Source organism: Nonomuraea cypriaca (assembly GCF_015645445.1).
Classification (GTDB): Bacteria; Actinomycetota; Actinomycetes; order Streptosporangiales; family Streptosporangiaceae; genus Nonomuraea; species Nonomuraea cypriaca.
Genome location: NZ_JADOGI010000091.1, coordinates 21,320 through 40,076, shown reverse-complemented (window position 1 = coordinate 40,076; position 18,757 = coordinate 21,320). Strand labels below are relative to the sequence as shown.

At 70.8% G+C, this 18,757-nt stretch carries 19 protein-coding genes; 13 read left to right on the top strand and 6 right to left on the bottom strand.

Annotation, left to right across the window (positions count from 1 at the left end; genetic code table 11):
• From ITP53_RS27660 to ITP53_RS27635, 6 genes are all read left to right on the top strand, one after another.
• The coding region (locus ITP53_RS27660; RefSeq protein ID WP_195898377.1) for a hypothetical protein at positions 1 to 1,343 on the top strand (1,343 nt) is incomplete at its 5' end.
• Positions 1,344 to 1,414: 71 nt separating this feature from the next.
• Positions 1,415 to 1,699 carry an ABC transporter ATP-binding protein gene (locus ITP53_RS27655; RefSeq protein ID WP_207756491.1) on the top strand — a complete coding sequence of 95 codons (285 nt, stop codon included), beginning with the start codon at positions 1,415 to 1,417 and terminating at the stop codon, positions 1,697 to 1,699.
• A gap of 217 nt (positions 1,700 to 1,916) precedes the next feature.
• A complete protein-coding gene (locus ITP53_RS27650; protein WP_195898382.1) occupies positions 1,917 to 2,756 on the top strand; it encodes an NAD-dependent protein deacetylase in 840 nt (279 codons plus the stop codon).
• A 207-nt stretch (positions 2,757 to 2,963) separates the two neighbouring features.
• Positions 2,964 to 3,509 (top strand): DinB family protein, encoded by a 546-nt coding sequence (locus ITP53_RS27645; RefSeq protein WP_195898376.1) that lies wholly within the window; start codon positions 2,964 to 2,966, stop codon positions 3,507 to 3,509.
• A 95-nt stretch (positions 3,510 to 3,604) separates the two neighbouring features.
• On the top strand, positions 3,605 to 3,979 hold the full coding sequence (locus ITP53_RS27640; protein ID WP_195898375.1) for a YchJ family protein: 375 nt from the start codon (positions 3,605 to 3,607) through the stop codon (positions 3,977 to 3,979).
• A gap of 685 nt (positions 3,980 to 4,664) precedes the next feature.
• A complete protein-coding gene (locus ITP53_RS27635; protein ID WP_328815943.1) occupies positions 4,665 to 5,429 on the top strand; it encodes an alpha/beta fold hydrolase in 765 nt (254 codons plus the stop codon).
• A 101-nt stretch (positions 5,430 to 5,530) separates the two neighbouring features.
• Here ITP53_RS27635 and ITP53_RS27630 read toward each other — a convergent pair whose 3' ends face one another.
• The 6 genes from ITP53_RS27630 to ITP53_RS27605 form a co-directional block, all read right to left on the bottom strand.
• The gene (locus ITP53_RS27630) at positions 5,531 to 5,917 is read right to left on the bottom strand and encodes a hypothetical protein (protein ID WP_195898373.1); all 387 of its coding nucleotides are present in this window, start codon (positions 5,915 to 5,917) and stop codon (positions 5,531 to 5,533) included.
• 223 nt (positions 5,918 to 6,140) lie between these two features.
• Positions 6,141 to 6,971 carry an SAM-dependent methyltransferase gene (locus ITP53_RS27625; RefSeq protein ID WP_195898372.1) on the bottom strand — a complete coding sequence of 277 codons (831 nt, stop codon included), beginning with the start codon at positions 6,969 to 6,971 and terminating at the stop codon, positions 6,141 to 6,143.
• Positions 6,972 to 7,100: 129 nt separating this feature from the next.
• Positions 7,101 to 8,096, bottom strand: coding sequence for a LacI family DNA-binding transcriptional regulator (locus ITP53_RS27620; RefSeq protein ID WP_195898371.1), 996 nt, complete (start codon positions 8,094 to 8,096; stop codon positions 7,101 to 7,103).
• Entirely contained in the window at positions 8,093 to 8,941 is an 849-nt protein-coding gene (locus ITP53_RS27615) for a carbohydrate ABC transporter permease (RefSeq protein WP_195898370.1), read from the bottom strand. The genes ITP53_RS27620 and ITP53_RS27615 overlap by 4 nt, the downstream gene beginning before the upstream one ends.
• On the bottom strand, positions 8,941 to 9,816 hold the full coding sequence (locus ITP53_RS27610; RefSeq protein WP_195898369.1) for a carbohydrate ABC transporter permease: 876 nt from the start codon (positions 9,814 to 9,816) through the stop codon (positions 8,941 to 8,943). The genes ITP53_RS27615 and ITP53_RS27610 overlap by 1 nt, the downstream gene beginning before the upstream one ends.
• Positions 9,813 to 11,126 (bottom strand): ABC transporter substrate-binding protein, encoded by a 1,314-nt coding sequence (locus tag ITP53_RS27605; protein ID WP_195898368.1) that lies wholly within the window; start codon positions 11,124 to 11,126, stop codon positions 9,813 to 9,815. The genes ITP53_RS27610 and ITP53_RS27605 overlap by 4 nt, the downstream gene beginning before the upstream one ends.
• Positions 11,127 to 11,303: 177 nt before the next feature.
• Here ITP53_RS27605 and ITP53_RS27600 point away from each other — a divergent pair, with 177 nt between their 5' ends.
• From ITP53_RS27600 to ITP53_RS27570, 7 genes are all read left to right on the top strand, one after another.
• Positions 11,304 to 13,301 (top strand): beta-galactosidase, encoded by a 1,998-nt coding sequence (locus ITP53_RS27600; RefSeq protein WP_195898367.1) that lies wholly within the window; start codon positions 11,304 to 11,306, stop codon positions 13,299 to 13,301.
• Positions 13,302 to 13,310: 9 nt separating this feature from the next.
• The gene (locus tag ITP53_RS27595) at positions 13,311 to 14,408 is read left to right on the top strand and encodes a glycoside hydrolase family 53 protein (protein WP_195898366.1); all 1,098 of its coding nucleotides are present in this window, start codon (positions 13,311 to 13,313) and stop codon (positions 14,406 to 14,408) included.
• A gap of 30 nt (positions 14,409 to 14,438) precedes the next feature.
• A complete protein-coding gene (locus ITP53_RS27590; RefSeq protein WP_195898365.1) occupies positions 14,439 to 14,900 on the top strand; it encodes an RrF2 family transcriptional regulator in 462 nt (153 codons plus the stop codon).
• A 43-nt stretch (positions 14,901 to 14,943) separates the two neighbouring features.
• Entirely contained in the window at positions 14,944 to 16,128 is a 1,185-nt protein-coding gene (locus tag ITP53_RS27585) for a globin domain-containing protein (protein WP_195898381.1), read from the top strand.
• 35 nt (positions 16,129 to 16,163) lie between these two features.
• Positions 16,164 to 16,796, top strand: a complete 633-nt coding sequence (locus ITP53_RS27580) for a nitroreductase family protein (protein ID WP_195898364.1) — start codon at positions 16,164 to 16,166, stop codon at positions 16,794 to 16,796.
• A gap of 21 nt (positions 16,797 to 16,817) precedes the next feature.
• Entirely contained in the window at positions 16,818 to 17,855 is a 1,038-nt protein-coding gene (locus tag ITP53_RS27575; protein ID WP_195898363.1) for a uroporphyrinogen decarboxylase family protein, read from the top strand.
• 71 nt (positions 17,856 to 17,926) lie between these two features.
• Complete coding sequence (locus tag ITP53_RS27570) at positions 17,927 to 18,757, top strand: SAM-dependent methyltransferase (RefSeq protein ID WP_195898362.1); 831 nt, start codon at positions 17,927 to 17,929, stop codon at positions 18,755 to 18,757.

The following is an 18,757-nucleotide window of genomic DNA, read 5'->3' as shown; positions in this document are numbered from 1 at the left end:
TGCGGGCCGCGGCCGAACCCGCTCGTCTGAGGGCCGCCGCGGAACCCCCCGCCGACGCCGCCCGCCTTGAACGGCCGGCCGGCGGCGACCTCGGCGGGCTGTTCGGGAGGGCGGCGGCGGCCGTTCTGGAGCGCAAGGCGTTCGACGACGCGCACCTCAGAGCGGTGGGCACGGCCTTGCGGCTGGCCGGCGACCCCGCCGTCCGGCTCGGCGTCGACGGATTGGAGCTGGCCGGCGGGAGCCCGCAGAGCAGCAGCGACGTGCTGGACGCGGCGCGGCGGTGCGAGCTGTTCCGCCCAGAGATCGAGCTGGCCAGAGAGGTGGCCGGAGGGCGGCAGGCCCACGTGGTGGTGGATGCCGGCTCCCAGCTTCCGGCCGCGTTCGCGCTGGTGGACGCGTTGGGGGCGGAGCGGGTGACGTTGTGCGGGCGGTTCGTGGCCGAGCACGACGCGGCGTTGCGGCGCGTTCCCGAGCTGGCCGGGGTCCGGTGCCTGGCCTGGTCACCGGACCAGGAGATCAGGCCCTTGTGGTGCACCGGCTCCGAGTCAGGTGGTCCCGGCCCGCTGGTCCTGTGGGTGACGGGGACGCGTCCGCCGCCCGAGCGCGGGCCGTGGGCGGGCTGGCTGGACGCCGCGCGAGCGGCCGCCTTCCCCGACGAGGCGCTGGGCCGCTGCCAGGGGCTGACGATCAAGGTGACCAGGATCGACTTCCTGGCCGCCGTGACCGGCATGAACGGCATGACCGTCAACCTGCGCCGCCTGCTGGCCGCGCTCCCGTCCGGCGTGCCGGTGCGCTGCGAGCTGGTCGTGGGCGCGCCTGGGATGCCGGCGGACGTCGTGGGCGAGTCGCTGGAGTTGCTGGCGGACGGCCCCGGCGGGGTCCGGGTGGCGGGGCTGCGGGCGTACCGGATGGGGATCCGCGCGGAGTGGGCAGGGCAGAGCGTGCGCTTCCCGCCGGCCGCGGGGCACGACCTGGCCAGGTGGCTGGAGTTCGACGCGCCGGACACCATGCGCCCGTACGAGGTGACGGCCATGATCAGTCGATGGCTGGATCGGCTGCCAGGACTGCTGCCCGGCCGGTTCGCCGCCTGCTCGGTCGCCGGGGACACGGCCGTTGACGCGGACGCGTGGGATCCGTGCGCCGAGGTGGTGTCGGTCGCCGGGACGGGGACGTTCGCGGTCAGCCTGCGGTCGGGGCGGTCGTACCGGCTGGATCAGGGCCTGGTCGAGCCTGTCACCCGGCTGGCCGCCGACCCGCGCGCCCTCGACGACCTGGCCGAGTCCGCGCGGCGCCGGCTGACCGAGGAACTGGCGCGAGCCGGAGTGCTGGGAAGCGGCGGGTGAGTCCGGGCGGCCGGTGAGAGCGCCCTGCTCGGCGTGCTTCCGCTGGACAAGGGGACGACGCCCGTGCCCTGGTGCGCTCGCCGGAGCTGCTGGTCGTGGACGATCTGTCGTCGGCGCTCGACGTGGAGACCGAGCGGGTGCTGTGGGACAGGATCGCCGGGCGGGGGCCTGAGACGGTGCTGGTGGTGTCGCACGGGCAGGCCGCGCTCGAACGCGCCGACCAGGTCATCGTTCTCGACCGGGGCCGGGTCGCCGGGCGGGGGACGCTCCCCGAGTTGCTGGAGGGTTGTGCGGAGATGCGGCGGTTGTTGAGCGCGGAGCTGATCGCGGAGGCCGAGGAACGAGGGGGTGACTGAGGCGGGAAACGGGTCGGCGACGGAGTCGGGCACCATGGAGGATGTGACACAAAGCATGACCGAGTCTCCGGGACCGGAACCGATTGAGCTGCTTGAGCCTTCTGGGCTGAGCGAGCCGGTTGGGCTGAGCAAGCTTGAGCCTTCCGAGCTGACCGAGCTGACCGAGCTGATTGAGCCGACTGAGCTGGCCGAGGCGACCGCCGAGCCGGCCGAGGCGATGGAGGCGACCGAGTTGGCGGTGCGGTGGTTGGCTGAGCTGGTCGGGCGGGGTGGCGTGGCGGTGCTCAGTGGGGCCGGGCTTTCCACGGAGTCCGGCATTCCCGACTACCGGGGACCCACCGGGCGGGCGCGGCGTGCGGAGCCGATGACGTACCAGAAGTTCGTGGGCAGTGCGGAGGCGCGGCGGCGTTACTGGGCGCGCAGCCACGTCGGGTGGCGGCAGATCGGCCTGGCCCGGCCCAACGCCGGACACCGGGCCGTGGCCGCGCTGGAGCGGCGCGGGCTGGTGGCAGGCATCGTCACCCAGAACGTCGACGGTCTGCACCAGGCGGCCGGGGCGCGGCGGGTGATCGAGTTGCACGGCGGCCTCGACCGGGTCGTCTGTTTGTCGTGCCGGGAGCGTACCCCGCGCACTGAGCTGGAACGTCGCCTGCACGCCGCGAACCCGGACTGGGAGGCCGCCGGGCTGATCAACCCCGACGGCGACGCCGTGCTGACCGACGAGCAGGTCGCGGGCTTCCAGGTGGTGGACTGCACCGGCTGCGGCGGCCAGCTCAAGCCGGACGTGATCTTCTTCGGCGAGAACGTGCCGCGCCCGCGCGTCGACGAGTGCTTCGCCGTGGTGGCGGGGGCGCAGGCGCTGCTGGTGCTCGGGTCGTCGCTGAAGGTCAGGTCGGGGCTGCGGTTCGTGGCCAAGGCGGCCGCCCTCGGGATCCCGATCGCCATCGTCAACCAGGGCCCGACCGGCGGCGACACCGAGGCCACGCTCACCCTGGACGCCCCACTCGGCGCCACCCTGTCCAACCTGGTCACCCGGCTCGGAGCCCATGAGTTCTGATCTTTGGGCGGGGATCCGGCCTGCGGGGGGCCGGGCCGAGACCCCGCAGCCGCTCGGCCGTTGCCGGTGAGCAGGGACAGCCGCAACATCCGGGTGCTGGTGTTCGCAAGGTCAACTATGCCGCCGTCAATTCAGGAACGAAACTGACCGCAATGCCTCCTAGCGTGGTCCCTGACCGACGGAACAGAACAACGGAGGGCATAGACCATGACCGTCACCCAGGTGACCACCGACGTACCGGCCGCCACCGGTGAGCGCGCCGACCTGCTGGCGCTGCTGACCAACTCCCGGCACTTCCTGCGCCTCACCACCCGAGAGATCACCGACGAGCAGGCCGGGCAGCGGACCACCGTCAGCCAGCTGTGTCTTGGCGGCCTGATCAAGCACGTCACCGCGGTTGAGCGGAACTGGGTGAGCTTCATCCTGGACGGCCCGTCGGCGATGGGCGACGTCGACACCATGACTGAGGCTGACATGGCCGACTGGGCCGACAACTTCCGGCTGCTGCCCGGTGAGACGCTCGCCGGTGTGCTGGCCGACTACGCCGAGGTGGCCCGCCGTACCGATGAGCTGGTCGCCACCATTCCCGACCTGGACGCCACCCAGCCACTGCCGAAGGCCCCATGGTTCGAGGCCGGCGCGCGATGGTCGGCCCGCCGGGTGCTGATGCACATCATCGCCGAGACCTCCCAGCACGCCGGCCACGCCGACATCATCCGCGAGTCCTTGGACGGTGCCAAGAGCATGGGCTGACCAGCCTGCCGTCACGTGAAATGGTGCCGCCGCGCCGCTGAGCGGTCCCGGCGCACCGACCCATCCCGCCGCCCGGCTCCGGCACAATAGAACGCATGCCTCGTTCGTGCCTTTGCGGCCTGCCCGCCTCCTACCAGGACTGCTGCGGCAAGCTCCATCGCGGCGAGGCGGCGGCCGCGACCGCCGAGCAGCTCATGCGGTCCAGGTTCAGCGCGTTCGGGATGGGGGACGCGGCCTACCTGCTCCGAACCTGGCACCCGTCCTCCCGCCCCGCCCGTCTCGACCTCGACAAACGGGTCCGATGGGTGCGTCTTGAGATCCTGGAGGCGACCGGCGGCAGCGTCGTCCACACCGAGGGCACGGTCCGCTTCCGGGCCCACTACCTCGACCGTGGCCGGCCGGGGGAGATGGAAGAACACAGCCGCTTCGTCCGCGTCGACGGCCGCTGGCTCTACACAGGCGCGGTGTAGGGGCCGACACATTGACACAACGGTCGGCCTCAGACACGGCCGAGCCGTCAGTCCATTCGCTCGCCCCGCGCCTTATTTCTGCGGTGACGCGGACGGCCCCGTCCGGGGTGACCTGCGCAACAGGGTTGGACAGCTCGACCGTCGAACTCGTCCGCGTGACACCGCTGCTTTCCATTGCCTCCCGTTCCTGGACCAAGCTGGTGTTCAAGAGAGACAGCTTGGCAGTGTTGAGAGCATCGGGTGTTGTGCCGGGGGCGTCCCATATGGTGGTGGCATCGCCTTCTAGGACGGCGTCTTGAGCCTGGTAGTAGTGCTTGACGCGGTCGATGTACGCCTGTCTGCCGGACTCCGTGCTCGCCGTCGCGGCGAGTCGATCAGTCCGGGTCGCGATACCGTCGCTGATCGCCGGTCTGGTGTGCTGGCCGCGGGGGACGCCGTCACCGTCAACGCGGCGAGGGCGGCGATGCTGGGATCCGCTCTTCCCGAGTAGGGCGGGTGTGAGGGCTGGTCTCGTCATGGTGGCTGCCGCGTGCGTGACGCCCGGGTACATGACGGCCGGTTTGTGGAACTCGGAGGATGGTCGTTAAGCTTGCGCCTCCTTTTCTGGCCTTGGGGGTGCCGCATGTCCGAATCCGTGATCGGAGTTGAGAGCTTCACGACTGTGCGTGGGCTGAGGCTGGCTTGGGTGGATTTCCGCCCGCCAGGTGACGGGGAAGACGGGACGCCGGTGGTGGCGTTGCATGGGCACTTCGGGCGGGCGCGGGGGTTCGCGTCGTTGGCGGGCGCGCTGGCGCCCGGCTACCGGGTGATCGGGCTGGAGCAGCGCGGGCACGGGCACAGTGATCGGGGGGACGGTGACTTCACCCCGGACGCGTACGTCGCCGACGCCGCCGAGTTCGTACGCGGGCTCGGTGTCGGACCGGTGGTCGTGCTCGGGCATTCGATGGGCGGGGTGATCGCGTTCCAGTTGGCTGCCCAGCATCCCGAGCTCGTACGGGCACTGGTCGTGGAGGAGGGCGGCGCGTTCAACCGGCAGCCCGAGATACCCCATCCTGTCCTTGACGTCACCGGGTGGCCTCGCCGTGCCGCCACGCTGCATGAGCTGCGTCGCGGTATCGAGGCCCGGGGCATTCCCGATGCCTCCTACTTCCTGGAGAGCGCGGTCGAACGTCCCGACGGCTGGGGGCTGCTGTTCGACTACGACGACATGATGGCCTCGCAGCGTGCGCTGGTCGGCGACTGGTGGTCCGGCTGGCTCGGCTCCGAATGCCCGGCCCTGCTCGTGCACGGGCTGGACAGTTTTGTGTTGCCCACCGCGATGGCCAGGGAGATGGCCCAGCGCCGTCCCGGCACCGTGCTGCGCGAGCTGCCGGGGTGCGGGCACTGGGCGCACGACGACGACCCCGAAGCTTTCGCCGCCGCAGTACGGGACTTCCTCGCCACGCTGTGAGCCGAGGCGCGCGCCCCATCGGACGGGTTCGCAGCCATTGACGAACAGCCATCAAGGAACAGGGCCGGAGTGAGCGTCTGCTCCTCCGAGCCGATGCTCATTCAGCCGGAACGCCGGATGATGGGGATGAAGCCGCCTCTTACGTCGGGGCTGCTCGTCAGGGATTCCCAGTCGCAGGTCAGGCCGAGCGTGTTGACGGCCAGTACGACCGCGCCGCCTGCTCGGTCCACCGCGTTCAACCAGGCGAAACGCTCGTCGGTCTCGTCGGGGTGGGTGATCCCTTCGACCAGGAGCGAGAACTTTCCCGGGCTCTTGAGGATCGTGAACGTCACCCCTGGTACGAACTCCCAGCCGGTGCAGACCGATGGCCTGCCCGAGACGAACCGGAAGCGGGGAAGCTGGAGGATGGGCTGGCGCGAGTAGAGGGCCAGCGTTGGCCGGGGGCTGCCGAGATAACGGGCATCCTCGCGGGGGACACAGGATGGCACCCGGCGAGTATGCCATCTGTAATCGCTTGATCACGGATAAAGAGCGGAACCGGGAACGGCTTTCCCGGGTACGTCGCCCGGCTTGTCCTGGGACGTTGTCATTGGGCCGGTCCGAGGATGCCGCCTTGTATCGAAGGCGTTCCACGCATGGGTGGGAACCGAGCTGTTGGAGATGGCGACGTGCTCGACGTCGTTCCCGCCGTACGGCTCGGCTGGGAGGGGGTCAGGGTTTGCGGGCTACGGCGCCGACGAAGGTGTGGTACGTGATGCCGGGCTCGGCGCGGTCGGCGTCCTCCGGTCGCCATTCGGGGAGCGGGACCAGGCCGGGTTCGAGGAGTTCGAGGCCGTCGAAGTAGGTGAGGATCTGGTCGCGGGTGCGCCACCGGCCCGTGCCGAGGTGCTGGTTGAAGATGGCCTCGGCCGTGTACGCCTGCTTCGACACCTCCGGATGAGCCGCCCCCGGATTGTGGAAGTGGGAGACCGCGAGGTGGCTTCCCGGAGCGAGGCGCGCCACGAGCCGGGCGGTGACACCGGCCGGGTCCTCGAAGTCGGTCAGGTGGTGCAGGATCGCGAACATCAGCAGCCCAACCGGCTCGCGGAAGTCGATGAGCCGCCTCGTCTCCGGATCGTCGAGGATCTCGTCGGGGCGCCTGAGGTCGGCCTCGACGACCGTCGTACGATCGTCCACGGCGAGCATCGCGCGGCCGTGGACCAGCACGATCGGGTCGTGGTCGACGTAGACGACGCGCGCGTCCGGGGCGACGGACTGGGCGATCTCGTGCACGTTGCCCTGGGTCGGCAGGCCCGAGCCGATGTCGATGAACTGGCGGATCCCGGCTTCGGCGGCGAGGTGGCGGACCACGCGGCCGAGGAACTCCCGGTTCGCTCTGCCCGCCTCCGGGGCGTCGGGCGCGATCTCCAGTGCCAGGTGGGCCAGGCGCCGATCGGCCTCGTAGTTGTCCTTGCCGCCGAGCATGAAGTCATAGACGCGCGCGACGTTCGGCTTCGTGGTGTCGATGCCCTGTGGTGCGCGCTCCTGCCCGCTGTCGGCCACGGTCGGCTCCTTGGGGTGCGTCGGCCGAACAAGCCGGGCCGATGAGTCCGCCGGGTAAGCCGGCTCGCCTGAGCGTACTGCGGAAACGAGGAAATTTCGGGAAATGTGGGTAACCGCTTTCCCGGGTTGTCAGGTGGAGTCACGGATCACCAGCTCGGTCGGCAGTATCACCGGCTCGACCTGCCCCACCCCGTCGATGAGGGCCAGCAGCAGGCGTACGGTCTCCTGCGCCATCTCGGCCAGCGGCTGCCGGATCGTGGTCAGCGGCGGGTGCGTCGAGAGGGCCACCGAGGAGTCGTCGAATCCGCCCACCGCCACGTCGCCGGGCACGCTTCGCCCCGCCGCCCGCAGCGCGGCCAGCGCCCCCGCCGCCATCAGGTCCGAGGCGACGAAGACGGCGTCGATGTCGGGCGTCCGCGCCAGCAGCTCCGTCATCGCCCGCTCGCCGCTGGCCCGCGTCCAGTCCCCGTGCGCGATCAGCTTCTTGGTGGCCTTGCGCCCGAGCACCTCGGCGAACCCCTCCAGCCGCTGGATGCCGCCGGGCGTGTCCATCGGCCCGGTGATCATGGCGATCCGCCTGCGGCCCTGGCCGACGAAATACTCGGTCATCTGCCGGGCGCCGAGCCGCTCGTCGGCGGCGGCGTACGGGATGACGTTCTCGTGGCCGATGACGGCGCCGCAGGAGACGGCGGGCGGCCCGGCGGCCAGGGCGTCCACCAAGGGATCACCCGCGTGGGTCGAGACCAGCAGCGCGCCGTCCGCGTGGCCGCCGCGGACGTAGCGGACCACCCGCTCGCGGTCGCCCGCGTCGCCCGCCAGCATCATCACCAGCGACAGGTCGCGCTCGGCCAGCAGCCGGATCGCGACCCGGATGAGCGTGCTGTAGTTGGGGTCCTCGAACAACTTCTCGTGCGGCTCGGACAGCACCATCACGATCGACCCGGTGCGCTGAGTGACCAGGCTGCGGGCGGCGCGGTTGACCACGTAGCCGGTTTCCGAGATGGCCCGCTCGATGGCCACGCGCGCCTTCGGGCTGACGTACTTGTCCCCGTTGAGCAGGCGGGACACCGTGCCGCGGGAGACTCCCGCGGCGGCGGCGACGTCGTGGATCGTAGGGCGCTTCATTTGATGGCTCCGGAGGACAGGTCGGTCCTCCAGTATCGCTGCATGGTGAGGAAGAGCGCGATCAAGGGCACGATGGAGAGGAACGCTCCCGTGAGGATGAGGTTGTAGAGGGCCGGCTGGTTCGCGCCGGCGGCCAGCAGCGTGTAGAGGCCGACCGTGAGCGGAAACTTGCCGTCGTCGCCGAGCATGATGAACGGCAGCAGGAAGTTGTTCCAGATGGCCACGAACTGGAACAGGAAGATGGTGACCATGCCCGGCACCATCAGCGGCATCGCCACCCGCGACATCAGGCGCCACTCTCCGGCCCCGTCGATCCGCCCCGCCTCCAGCAGGGAGTCGGGGATGGCCGCGGTGGCGTAGATGCGGGCCAGGTAGATGCTGTACGGGTGCAGGATCTGCGGCAGCAGCACCGCCCAGTGGCTGTCGGCCAGGCCGATCTTGGAGAACAGCAGATACTGCGGGATGGCCAGCACCACGGCCGGCACGAGGATGCCGCCGATGAGCAGGTTGAAGATCAGGTTGCGGCCGGGGAAGCGGAACTTCGCCAGCGCGTACCCCGAGATGGCCGAGACGGCGGTGGACAGCAGCGCGCCGCCGCCGGCGTACAGCAGGGTGTTGGCGCCCCACAGCCAGAAGACCCCGTCGCGGTAGGCGAACAGCTCACGGACGTTGTCGAAGAAGCCGGTGCCGAACGACAGCGTCGAGGTGCTGAACAGTTCCCCGGGCGACTTGGTGGCGGCGATCAGCACCCAGCACACGGGGAACAGGCAGTAGATCGCGCCCAGCAGCAGTAGCGCCGTCGGTGTGACGCCGAGCGGACGACGCACGTGTGGGACCCCGGCCATCAGCCCTCCCCGAAGGCGCGGTCGCGGACCACGCGCAGGAACCCGAACGACAGGACGAGCGAGATCGCCGCGATGACGATGGAGGTGGCGGCGGCCGAGTACAGGTCGCCGGTGACGAAGGCGTCGCGGTAGACCTTCATCAGCGGGCTCCACGTGGAGCTGATCGTGTTGGTCAGCGGCCGCAGCGTGGTGGGCTCGGTGAACACCTGGACCGTCGCGATGATCGAGAAGACCGTGGTGAGGATGATCGCCGGGGTCAGGATCGGGATCTTGATCCGGAGGGCGATCTGCGGTTCGGAGGCGCCGTCGAGGCGTGCGGCCTCGTACAGGTCGCGGGGGATCGCGCGGAGCGTGGTGTAGAGGACGAGCATGTTGAAGCCGGTCCCGCCCCACACCGCCACGTTCGCCATGGAGAACACGACGGTCGTGGCGCCCAGGAACTCGACGCCGCTGATCGGGCTGAGCGAGGGCAGGTAGAGGAAGCCCCACAGGAGGGTGGCCGCCACACTCGGCACCGCGTACGGCAGGAAGATCGCGATCCGGGAGAACCGGGCGAGCCGCACCCGGGCCGTGTCCAGCAGCAGCGCGAACAGCAGCGCCAGGCCGAGCATCACGACCAGCACCAGCGCGCCGTACCCGAGCACCCGCAGCCACCCGGCCCACAACTCGCCGTCGGACAGTGCGGCCGAGAGGTTGTCGAACCCGACGAACACCTCCCTGCGCGCGCCCCTGCCGAGCCCGAGCCCCGAGACCCGGGTACGGCGCATCGCCAGGTAGACGGTGTAGCCGATGGGCACCGCGAGGAACAGCGTGAACAGCACGATCGCGGGCGTCAGCAACAGGTACGGCCACGCCCTGCTCTCCGAGCGCTTCACGAGGCGATCTGGAAGCCGGACTTGCGCATGTCGGCGAGCGTGGCGTCCTGCATGGCCTGTACGGCGCCGGCGAACGAGGACCCGTCCCGCAGCGCCTTGTCGAAGCCGTCCTTGAAGGCGTTGTAGGTCACGCCGACGTTCGGGCCGAAGGTGAAGCCGCGCGCCCCGGCGGACACGGCCGCGGCCTGCTGCCAGAAGTCGGGCTGGCCGGCGAAGTAGCCGGGGGCGGTGCTCAGCGCCGACTGCGCCTTGGTCGTGGCCGGGTAGATCGCGGCCTCCTTGACCAGCAGATCGAGGGCCGCCGGGTCGGTGTTGAGCCAGGTGGCGAACCGCGCGGCGGCGGCCTTGTGCGGCGTCTTGGCGGACACGGCGGTGGACGAGCCGCCCCAGAAGCCGCTGTAGTTCTCTCCCGCGTTCCACTGCGGGAGAGGCGCGACGGCCCACTTGCCCTTGGCCTTGGGCGCGTTGCTCGACAGCACGCCCGGCGCCCACACCGCCGACGGCCAGGTCAGGAGCTTGCCGTCGTTGAGCGCCTTGTTCCATTCCGGGGTGAAGTACGGCATATCGTCGATGACCCCCTCCTTGACCAGGGCGCCCCAGTAGTCGGCCACCTTCCTGGTGGGCTCGTCGGCGACGTTGACCTTCCACGACTCGCCGCTGATCGACCACCACTGCGCCCCCGCCTGCTGGGCCAGGCCGGTGAACGCTCCCGGATCCTTGCTGGAGAAGGTGCCGAGGTACGCCTGCGGGTCCTTCTCGCGCACCGTGCGGGCCGCCTCGCCGTACTCCTGCCAGGTCTTGGGGACCGCGATGCCGTACTCGTGGAACAGGTCTTTGCGGTAGAAGAGCATCATGGGGCCGCTGTCCTGCGGGATTCCGTACACGCCTTCGGTGCCGAGCGTGACCAGGCCCCACAGGCCCTCGCTGAACTGGCTCTGGATCGCGGCGGTCTCGGCCTTGAGGTCGGCCACCGCGTCAGCGGCGATGAACGACGGGAGGTGCTGGTATTCCGCCTGCACCAGCTCGGGCGGGTTGCCCGCCTTGGCCGCCGTGAGGAACTTGGCCGCCGCGTCGTCGCCGCCCGCCTGCTTGCTGACCGTGACCTGGATGTCGGGGTGCGCCTGGTTCCACACCGTGACGATCTTGTCCATGTTCGGGGCCCAGGTCCAGTACGTGAGCTTGACAGGGCCCTGGGCGGCGGCCGAGGTCCGCGCCGCCTCGGGGCTCTCGGCGGGCTCGCCGGATCCGCAGCTCGTGAGGGTGGCCGTGAGTGCGACGGCCAGGGCTGCTCCAAGGCGGTTGGCGCGCATGCGTACCTCCAGAAGGTTCTGTGAACGTGCACAGAGTGGAGCAGCCCAGAAACGACCGTCAAGGGGTCGTTACGTTCTCGTTAACCTCCTGGATTAGGGCGATATTTAGGGATAGCCGTTCCCCATATGACGGGTGAGGATTACTGTGCACGTTCACACAACATTCGAGGGGGATGGATGTATCCGGAGCGTCCTGCCGGTATCGCCTTTGGCGGGGACTACAACCCAGAGCAGTGGCCGCGCGAGGTCCTGGAGGAGGACGTGGCCCTGATGCGCGAGGCCGGGGTCAACCTGGTCAGCCTGGGCATGTTCGCGTGGGCGCTGATGGAGCCCTCGGAGGGGCGCTACGAGTTCGGCTGGCTGGACGAGATCGTGGACCGGCTGCACGAGGCGGGCGTCGCGGTGAACCTCGCGACCCCGACCGCCGCGCCGCCCGCCTGGCTCGTCGCCCGGCACCCCGACGTGCTGCCGGTGACCAGGGAGGGGACGCGGATCGGCTTCGGCGGCCGGCAGAGCGCCTGTTCCAGCGCCCCGGCCTTCCTGGAGGCGACCGCGCGGCTGGTGCGGGCGCTCGGCGAGCACTACCGAGACCATCCCGCCGTGGTCATGTGGCACGTGCACAACGAGTACGGCGCGCCGCTCGGCGAGTGCTACTGCGAGCACAGCGTGGCCGCCTGGCGCGAATGGCTTCAACTGAAATATTGCGATATTTCAGCATTGAACGACGCCTGGGGCGCCACGTTCTGGGGCCAGACCTACGGCGACTGGCCGGAGATCGACGCCCCCCGGCTCAACAACACGGTCGTCAACCCCGCCCAGCGGCTCGACTACGCCCGCTTCAGCGACGGCGAGCACCGCGCCCACTACGCGCTCCAGCGCGACATTCTGCGCGAGCTCACCCCCGGCATCCCGGTGACCACGAACTTCGCCGGCACCGTCAACTGCAAGTCCGCCGACCTGTGGCGGTGGGCTCGCGAGCTGGACGTGGTCGCCAACGACCACTACCTGAAGGCGGAGCGCCCGGACAACCACATCGACCTGGCCATGTCCGCCGACCTCGCCCGCTCGGTGGCGGGCGGCGCGCCCTGGATGCTGATGGAGCACTCGGCCGGGGCGGTGAACTGGCAGCCGCGCAACCTCGCCAAGCGGCCCGGCGAGATGCGCCGCAACAGCCTCGCGCACGTGGCCCGCGGCTCGGACAGCGTGCTGTTCTTCCAGTTCAGGGCCTCCCGGTTCGGGGCGGAGAAGTTCCACTCGGGGCTGGTCCCGCACGCCGGGACCGACTCCGAGCAGTGGCGCGAGGTGGTGCGTCTGGGCGCCGACCTGCGCGGCCTCGCCGAGGTGCGGGGGAGCAGGGTGCGGGCCGAGGTGGCGATCGTCTGGGACTGGGAGTCGTACTGGGCGCTGGAGCTCGACTGGCGGCCGTCGGTGGATCTGACCTTCAGGGAGCGGGTGGACGCCTTCTACGAGGCGTTGTGGCGGGAGCACATCACGGTGGACTTCGTCCATCCCTCCGCTGATTTTTCGGGGTATCGGGTGGTGGTGGCGCCCAGTTCGTACCTGCTGGCCGAGGCGTCCGCCAAGAACCTGCACCGATATGTCGAGGCCGGCGGGAACCTGCTGGTGTCGTACTTCTCCGGGATCGTCGACGAGCACGACACCGTGCATCCGGGCGCCCACCCCGGCGCGCTGCGCGAGCTCCTCGGCCTGTCGATCGAGGAGTTCCACCCGCTGCGGGAGCACGAGACCGTCGCGCTGACCGGCGGCGGCACCGGCGCCGACACCGCTCGGATCTGGTCCGAGCGGGTCCGCCCGGCGGGCGCGGTGCCGGTGCGGAACTTCGCCGCGGGCCCCGACGCGGGACATCCCGCCTTCACCCGCCACGACCTGGGCGCCGGGACCGCCTGGTACCTGGCCACCGCCCCCGTCACCGGCCTGCGCGAACTGCTGGCCGGCGTGCTCGACCACGCGGGCGTGACCCGCCCGCGCGGCCTGTCCGACGCCCTTGAGCTGGTACGCAGGGGCGCCCACACCTTCCTGATCAACCACGGCGACGACCCCGTGACGGTCGAGGGGGTGACCGGCACGAGCGTGTTCGACGGCGTACGCCACGACGGGCCGGTCACCGTCCCGCCCGGCGCGGTCGTGGTCGTCGTGGAAACCCCCCGACCCTGAGGAGCCCCGATGAAACGCCTCCTGACCGCCCTGCTGTTACTCGCCGCGCTCGCCATCGCGCAACCCGCGCACGCCAGGGCCCGCCTCCCTATCAGGGGAGCGGACGTCTCGAGCCTCGCCAAGTCCGAGGCCCACGGCGGTGTCTACCGTGACGCCCGCGGCCGCAGGGGCGACGCGCTGCGCATCCTGTCCCAGGCGGGGCTCAACTACATCAGGCTCAAGGTCTGGGTGAACCCGGCCGACGGCTACAACACCAAGACCCAGGTCCTCGACCTCGCCAGGCGGGTCAAGGCCCAGGGCATGAAGCTGCTGGTGGACTTCCACTACTCCGACACGTGGGCCGACCCGGGCAAGCAGTTCAAGCCCGCCGCGTGGGAGGCGCTCCCGTTCGACCAGCTCAGGCAGGCCGTGTACGACCACACGTACGAGGTGCTCGACGCGCTGCGCCGTCAGGGCACCACGGCCGACATGGTCCAGGTCGGCAACGAGATCAACGGCGGCCTGCTGTGGCCGGACGGCTCCAACTCCACCTGGCCGAACACGGCCCGGCTGCTCAACGCCGGATACGACGCGGTCAAGAAGGTGTCGGGCTCGACCAAGGTCGTCCTGCACCTGGCGAACGGGGGCGACAACGGGTTGTACCGGTGGTGGTTCGACAACGCCGCCGCCCACGGGATCCGGTACGACGTGATCGGGCTGTCGTACTACTCCTTCTGGCACGGCACGCTGGAGGCGTTCCAGGCCAACATCAACGACGTCGCCACCAGGTACGGCAAGCCGGTGGTCGTGGTTGAGACCGCGTATCCGTTCACCACGGCCGACGACGACGGCTGGGAGAACATCATCGTGTCGCCCGAGCCGTACCCCGGCTACCAGGCGACCCCGCAGGGGCAGGCCGCGATGCTGGCCAAGGTCGCCGACATCGTCCGCCAGGTGCCGGACGGCCTCGGCCTCGGCCTGTTCACCTGGGAGGCCACCTGGACCGGCGTCGAGGGCAACGGCTGGGACCCGGCCGACCCGTCCTCCGGCAACGGCTGGGAGAACCAGGCCCTGTTCGGCTACGACGAGCGCGCGCTGCCGGCCCTGCCGGTGCTCGGCCGCGGCTGACCCGTCGCGAGCAGCGCCTACCGTAGGGGTATGCGCCTGACCGCCTTCACCGACATCTCCCTGCGCATCGTGATGCGCCTGGCCGTGGCGCGGCCGGACGAACTGCTGACCACTCGCGCCGCGGCCGAAGCGCTCGTCATCCCCTACACGCACGCCGCCAAGGCCGTCGCCAGGCTCAGCGAGATGGGCGTGGTGGAGGCCAGGCGCGGCCGGGGTGGTGGGATGCAGCTCACCGAGGCCGGGCGCGTCGCCACGGTCGGCGCTCTGGTGCGCGGCCTCGAGTCCGCCGGTGACGTGGTCGGGTGTGAGGACGACCCGCCGTGCCCGCTGCGCGCCGCCTGCCGGCTGCGCTCCGCGTTGCGCCAGGCCCAGGAGGCCTTCTACGCCTCGCTCGACACGGTCACCGTCGGCGCCCTGGTGGACGCCCCGACCGGCCCGCTGCTGCTGTCCCTGACGCCCCCCAGGCAGGGGACCGGCGTTCCCGTCCTTTAATATGAATCCCAGATGCAAATTTTTGCCCATCTGGAGGTTCATGATGCTGTCCAAGGAGAGCGCGGCGATCGTCCGCGACACGTTGCCGGTGGTCGGGGCGCGGCTCGACGAGATCGCGGCCAGGTTCTACGGCCGCATGTTCGCCGAGCGTCCCGAGCTGCTCGACGGGCTGTTCAACCGGGGCAACCAGCTCAGCGGCGAGCAGCGCCGGGCGCTGGCCGGCTCCATCGCGGCCTTCGCCGGCGCGCTCCTCGCCAACCCGGACGAGCGTCCCGACGCGCTGCTGTCGCGCATCGCGCACAAGCACACCGCCGTGGGCGTGACCGACGACCAGTACGTCATCGTGCACAAATACCTGTTCGGCGCGATCGCCGAGGTGCTGGGCGACGCGGTCACGCCCGAGGTCGCGGCGGCCTGGGACGAGGTCTACTGGCTGATGGCCGGCGCGCTGATCGCCATCGAGGGCCGGCTCTACACCGAGGCCGGCGCCAGGGGCGGCCGTACCTGGCGGATCTGGCGGGTGGTCGAGCGGCGCGAGGAGACGGCGGACGTGATGTCACTGGTGCTGCGGCCGGTCAGCGACGAGCCGGTGCCGCCCGCGCGGCCCGGCCAGTACGTCAGCGTGCGCGTGCGCATGCCCGACGGCGTTCACCAGCTCCGGCAGTACTCGCTGTCCGGCGACGGCGCGGACGGGCTGCGCCGGATCACCGTCAAGCGGGTGCGCGGCGGCGACGTGCCTCAGGGCGAGGTGTCCACGCTGCTGCACGCCACGGCGGCGGTGGGCGACGAGCTGACCCTATCCGCGCCGTTCGGCGACATCTCGCTGGAGGACGGCACCGCGCCGCTCGTGCTGGTCTCGGCGGGCATCGGGGACACCCCGATCGCCGCGATGCTGCACCATCTGGCCGGCACCGGCGACACCCGCCGCGTCCTGGTGCTGCACGCCGACCGCTCCGCCGCCGACCACGCGCTGCGCGACGAGATGGAGCGCCTCACCGACGCCCTGCCCCGCGCGGAGCGGATCTTCTGGTACGAGGAGGGCGGCGACGCGCGCAGCGGCTGGATGGACCTGGACGACGTCGAGATCCCCGAGGGCGCCGTCGTCTACATGTGCGGGTCGGTGCCGTTCATGCGGGGCGTCCGCGGTGAGCTCATCAAGGCCGGGGTCGCGCCGAGGGACATCCACTACGAGGTGTTCGGCTCCGACCTGTGGCTCGGCGCCGCGTGATCGCGCCGCGGATCACCCGTTGACATGATGGGCTCATGACGATCGACGAACTGCTCACCACCACCCGCAGCGTACGCAAGCGCCTCGACCTGGCCAGTCCCGTCCCGATGGAGCTGGTCAGGGAATGCCTCGAGATCGCGCTGCAGGCGCCCACCGGCGGAAACCGGCAGGGCTGGCACTGGATCGTGGTGACCGATCCGGAGCTGCGCGCGGCGATCGGCGGCTACTACCGCCGCTCCTGGGACACGTACTACGCCTCGGGCTCCTCGGCGCGGGCGATGTTCCAGGACGACCGGGTGCGGGCCGAGGCCCAGGAGCGGGTGTCCGAGAGCGCCGCGTACCTGGGCGAGCATCTGGGCGAGGTGCCGGTGCTGGTGCTCGGCTGCATCACGCTGCCGGGCGGGCTGCCCGAGGGCAACCAGGCCGGTCTGTGGGGGTCGCTGCTGCCGGCGGCGTGGAGCTACATGCTGGCCGCGCGCGCCCGCGGGCTCGGCACGGCCTGGACGACCCTGCACCTGGCGTACGAGACTGAGATCGCCGAGTTGCTCGGCATCCCGGACGACGTACGCCAGGGCGTGCTCATCCCCACCGCCTACCACACCGGGGAGACGTTCAGGCGGGCGTCGCGCCAGCCGCTCGACGAGGTGCTCCACCTCGACCGCTGGTGACCTGACGTGAAGGAGGGCCCCGTGCGCCCCTCGTTGCCGCCGCTGCCGACGTCACTGGTCGGCAGCTACGCCCAGCCGGACTGGCTGATCGACCGGGCCAAGCTGGCCGGCCGGTTCCCGCCGCGCGTGCGGGCCAGGGAGCTGTGGCGGATCCCGCCCGAGCACCTCGCCCAGGCCCAGGACGACGCCACCGAGCTGGCGATCAGAGCCCAGGAGCGGGCCGGGCTGGACATCGTGACCGACGGCGAGATCCGCCGTGAGAGCTACTCCAACCACTTCGCCACCGCCCTGGACGGCGTCGACGTGGACCACCCGGGCACGGCCCTGGACCGCAGCGGCCACCCCAACCCCGTCCCGCGCATCATCGGCCCCATCCGCCGGCGGCATCCGGTGGAGGTGGACGACCTGCGGTTCCTGCGCGCCAACACCGACCGGCCGGTCAAGATGACGGTGCCGGGACCGTTCACGATGAGCAGGCAGGCGCAGAACGACCACTACCCCGACGCCGAGGCCGCCGCGATGGACTACGCGGCGGCGGTCAACGCCGAGATCCGCGACCTGTTCGCCGCGGGGGCCGACATCGTGCAGATCGACGAGCCGTACATGCAGGCCAGGCCGGAGGAGGCGCGTGCCTACGGGCTGGCCGCGCTGAACGCCGCCCTCGACGGCGTCACCGGCACGACGGCGGTGCACATCTGCTTCGGCTACGCCGCGATCATCCACGACCGGCCTGAGGGCTACTCGTTCCTGCCCGAGCTGGCCGGCTGCCCGGTCGACCAGGTGTCGATCGAGACCGCCCAGTCCGGGCTGGACCTCGGCGTGCTGTCCGACCTCAAGGACAAGACCGTCATCCTCGGGGTGATCGACCTGTCCACTCCGGACGTGGAGCCGGTCGAGGTGGTGGCGGGAAGGGTGCGCCGGGCGTTCGAGCGGGTGCCGCCCGAGCGGATCGTCATCGCCACCGACTGCGGGATGAAGTACCTGCCCCGCGCGTCGGCCGAGGGGAAGATGCGCGCGATGGCCGGCGCCGCCCGCCTGCTCCGGGCGGAAATCGGCTGAAGCCCTCCTGTATCCGGGGGGATCGCGATCTAGGATCAGGTGACTCCGGCCCCCCGATACGAGGAGCGACAGTGCCCGAGAGCGAGCAGGAAATCGCGCCTGACGGGATCGACACCTCCAAACCCAGTGTCTCCCGCGTCTACGACTACATGCTCGGCGGCAAGGACAACTACGAGGTCGACCGGCAGGTGGCCGCGGCGGCGCTGCGGATCGCGCCGGACGCGCCCGAGGCGGCCCAGGCCGGCCGGGAGTTCCTGCGGCGCACGGTCCGCCACCTGGCGGGCGAGGCCGGCATCCGGCAGTTCATCGACGTCGGCTCGGGCCTGCCCACGCAGGGCAACGTGCACGAGATCGCCCAGTCCGTGACCCCGGGCGCGCGGGTCGTCTACGTCGACCACGACCCGATCGTGCTGATCCACGGCCGGGCGCTGCTCGCGGCGGACCAGACCACCACGATCGTCGAGGCCGACGCGCGCGAGGCCGGGAAGATCCTCGACGACCCGAAGACGCGCGGCCTGATCGACTTCGCCGAGCCGGTGGGGCTGCTGATGTTCAGCATCCTGCACCACCTCGCCGACGCCGACGACCCGGCCGCCGTCGTGGCGCGGCTGGCCGGGCCGCTCGCCCCGGGCAGCCACGTGGTGATCTCGCACTTCCACAACCCGGGGGAGGCGCACCCCGAGGTGTCGAAGCAGGCGTACGCGGCCGAGAAGCTCTTCAACGAGAACCTCGGCACCGGCCGGTGGCGCACCCGCGAGGAACTCCTCCCCTACTTCGACGGCCTCGAACTGCTGGAGCCCGGCCTGGTGCCGCTGCCCGAGTGGCGGCCTGACCCCGGCGACCGGGCGGCGCCCGGCATCACGTACCACACCTTCGTGGGAGGGGTGGGACGCAAGCCCTGA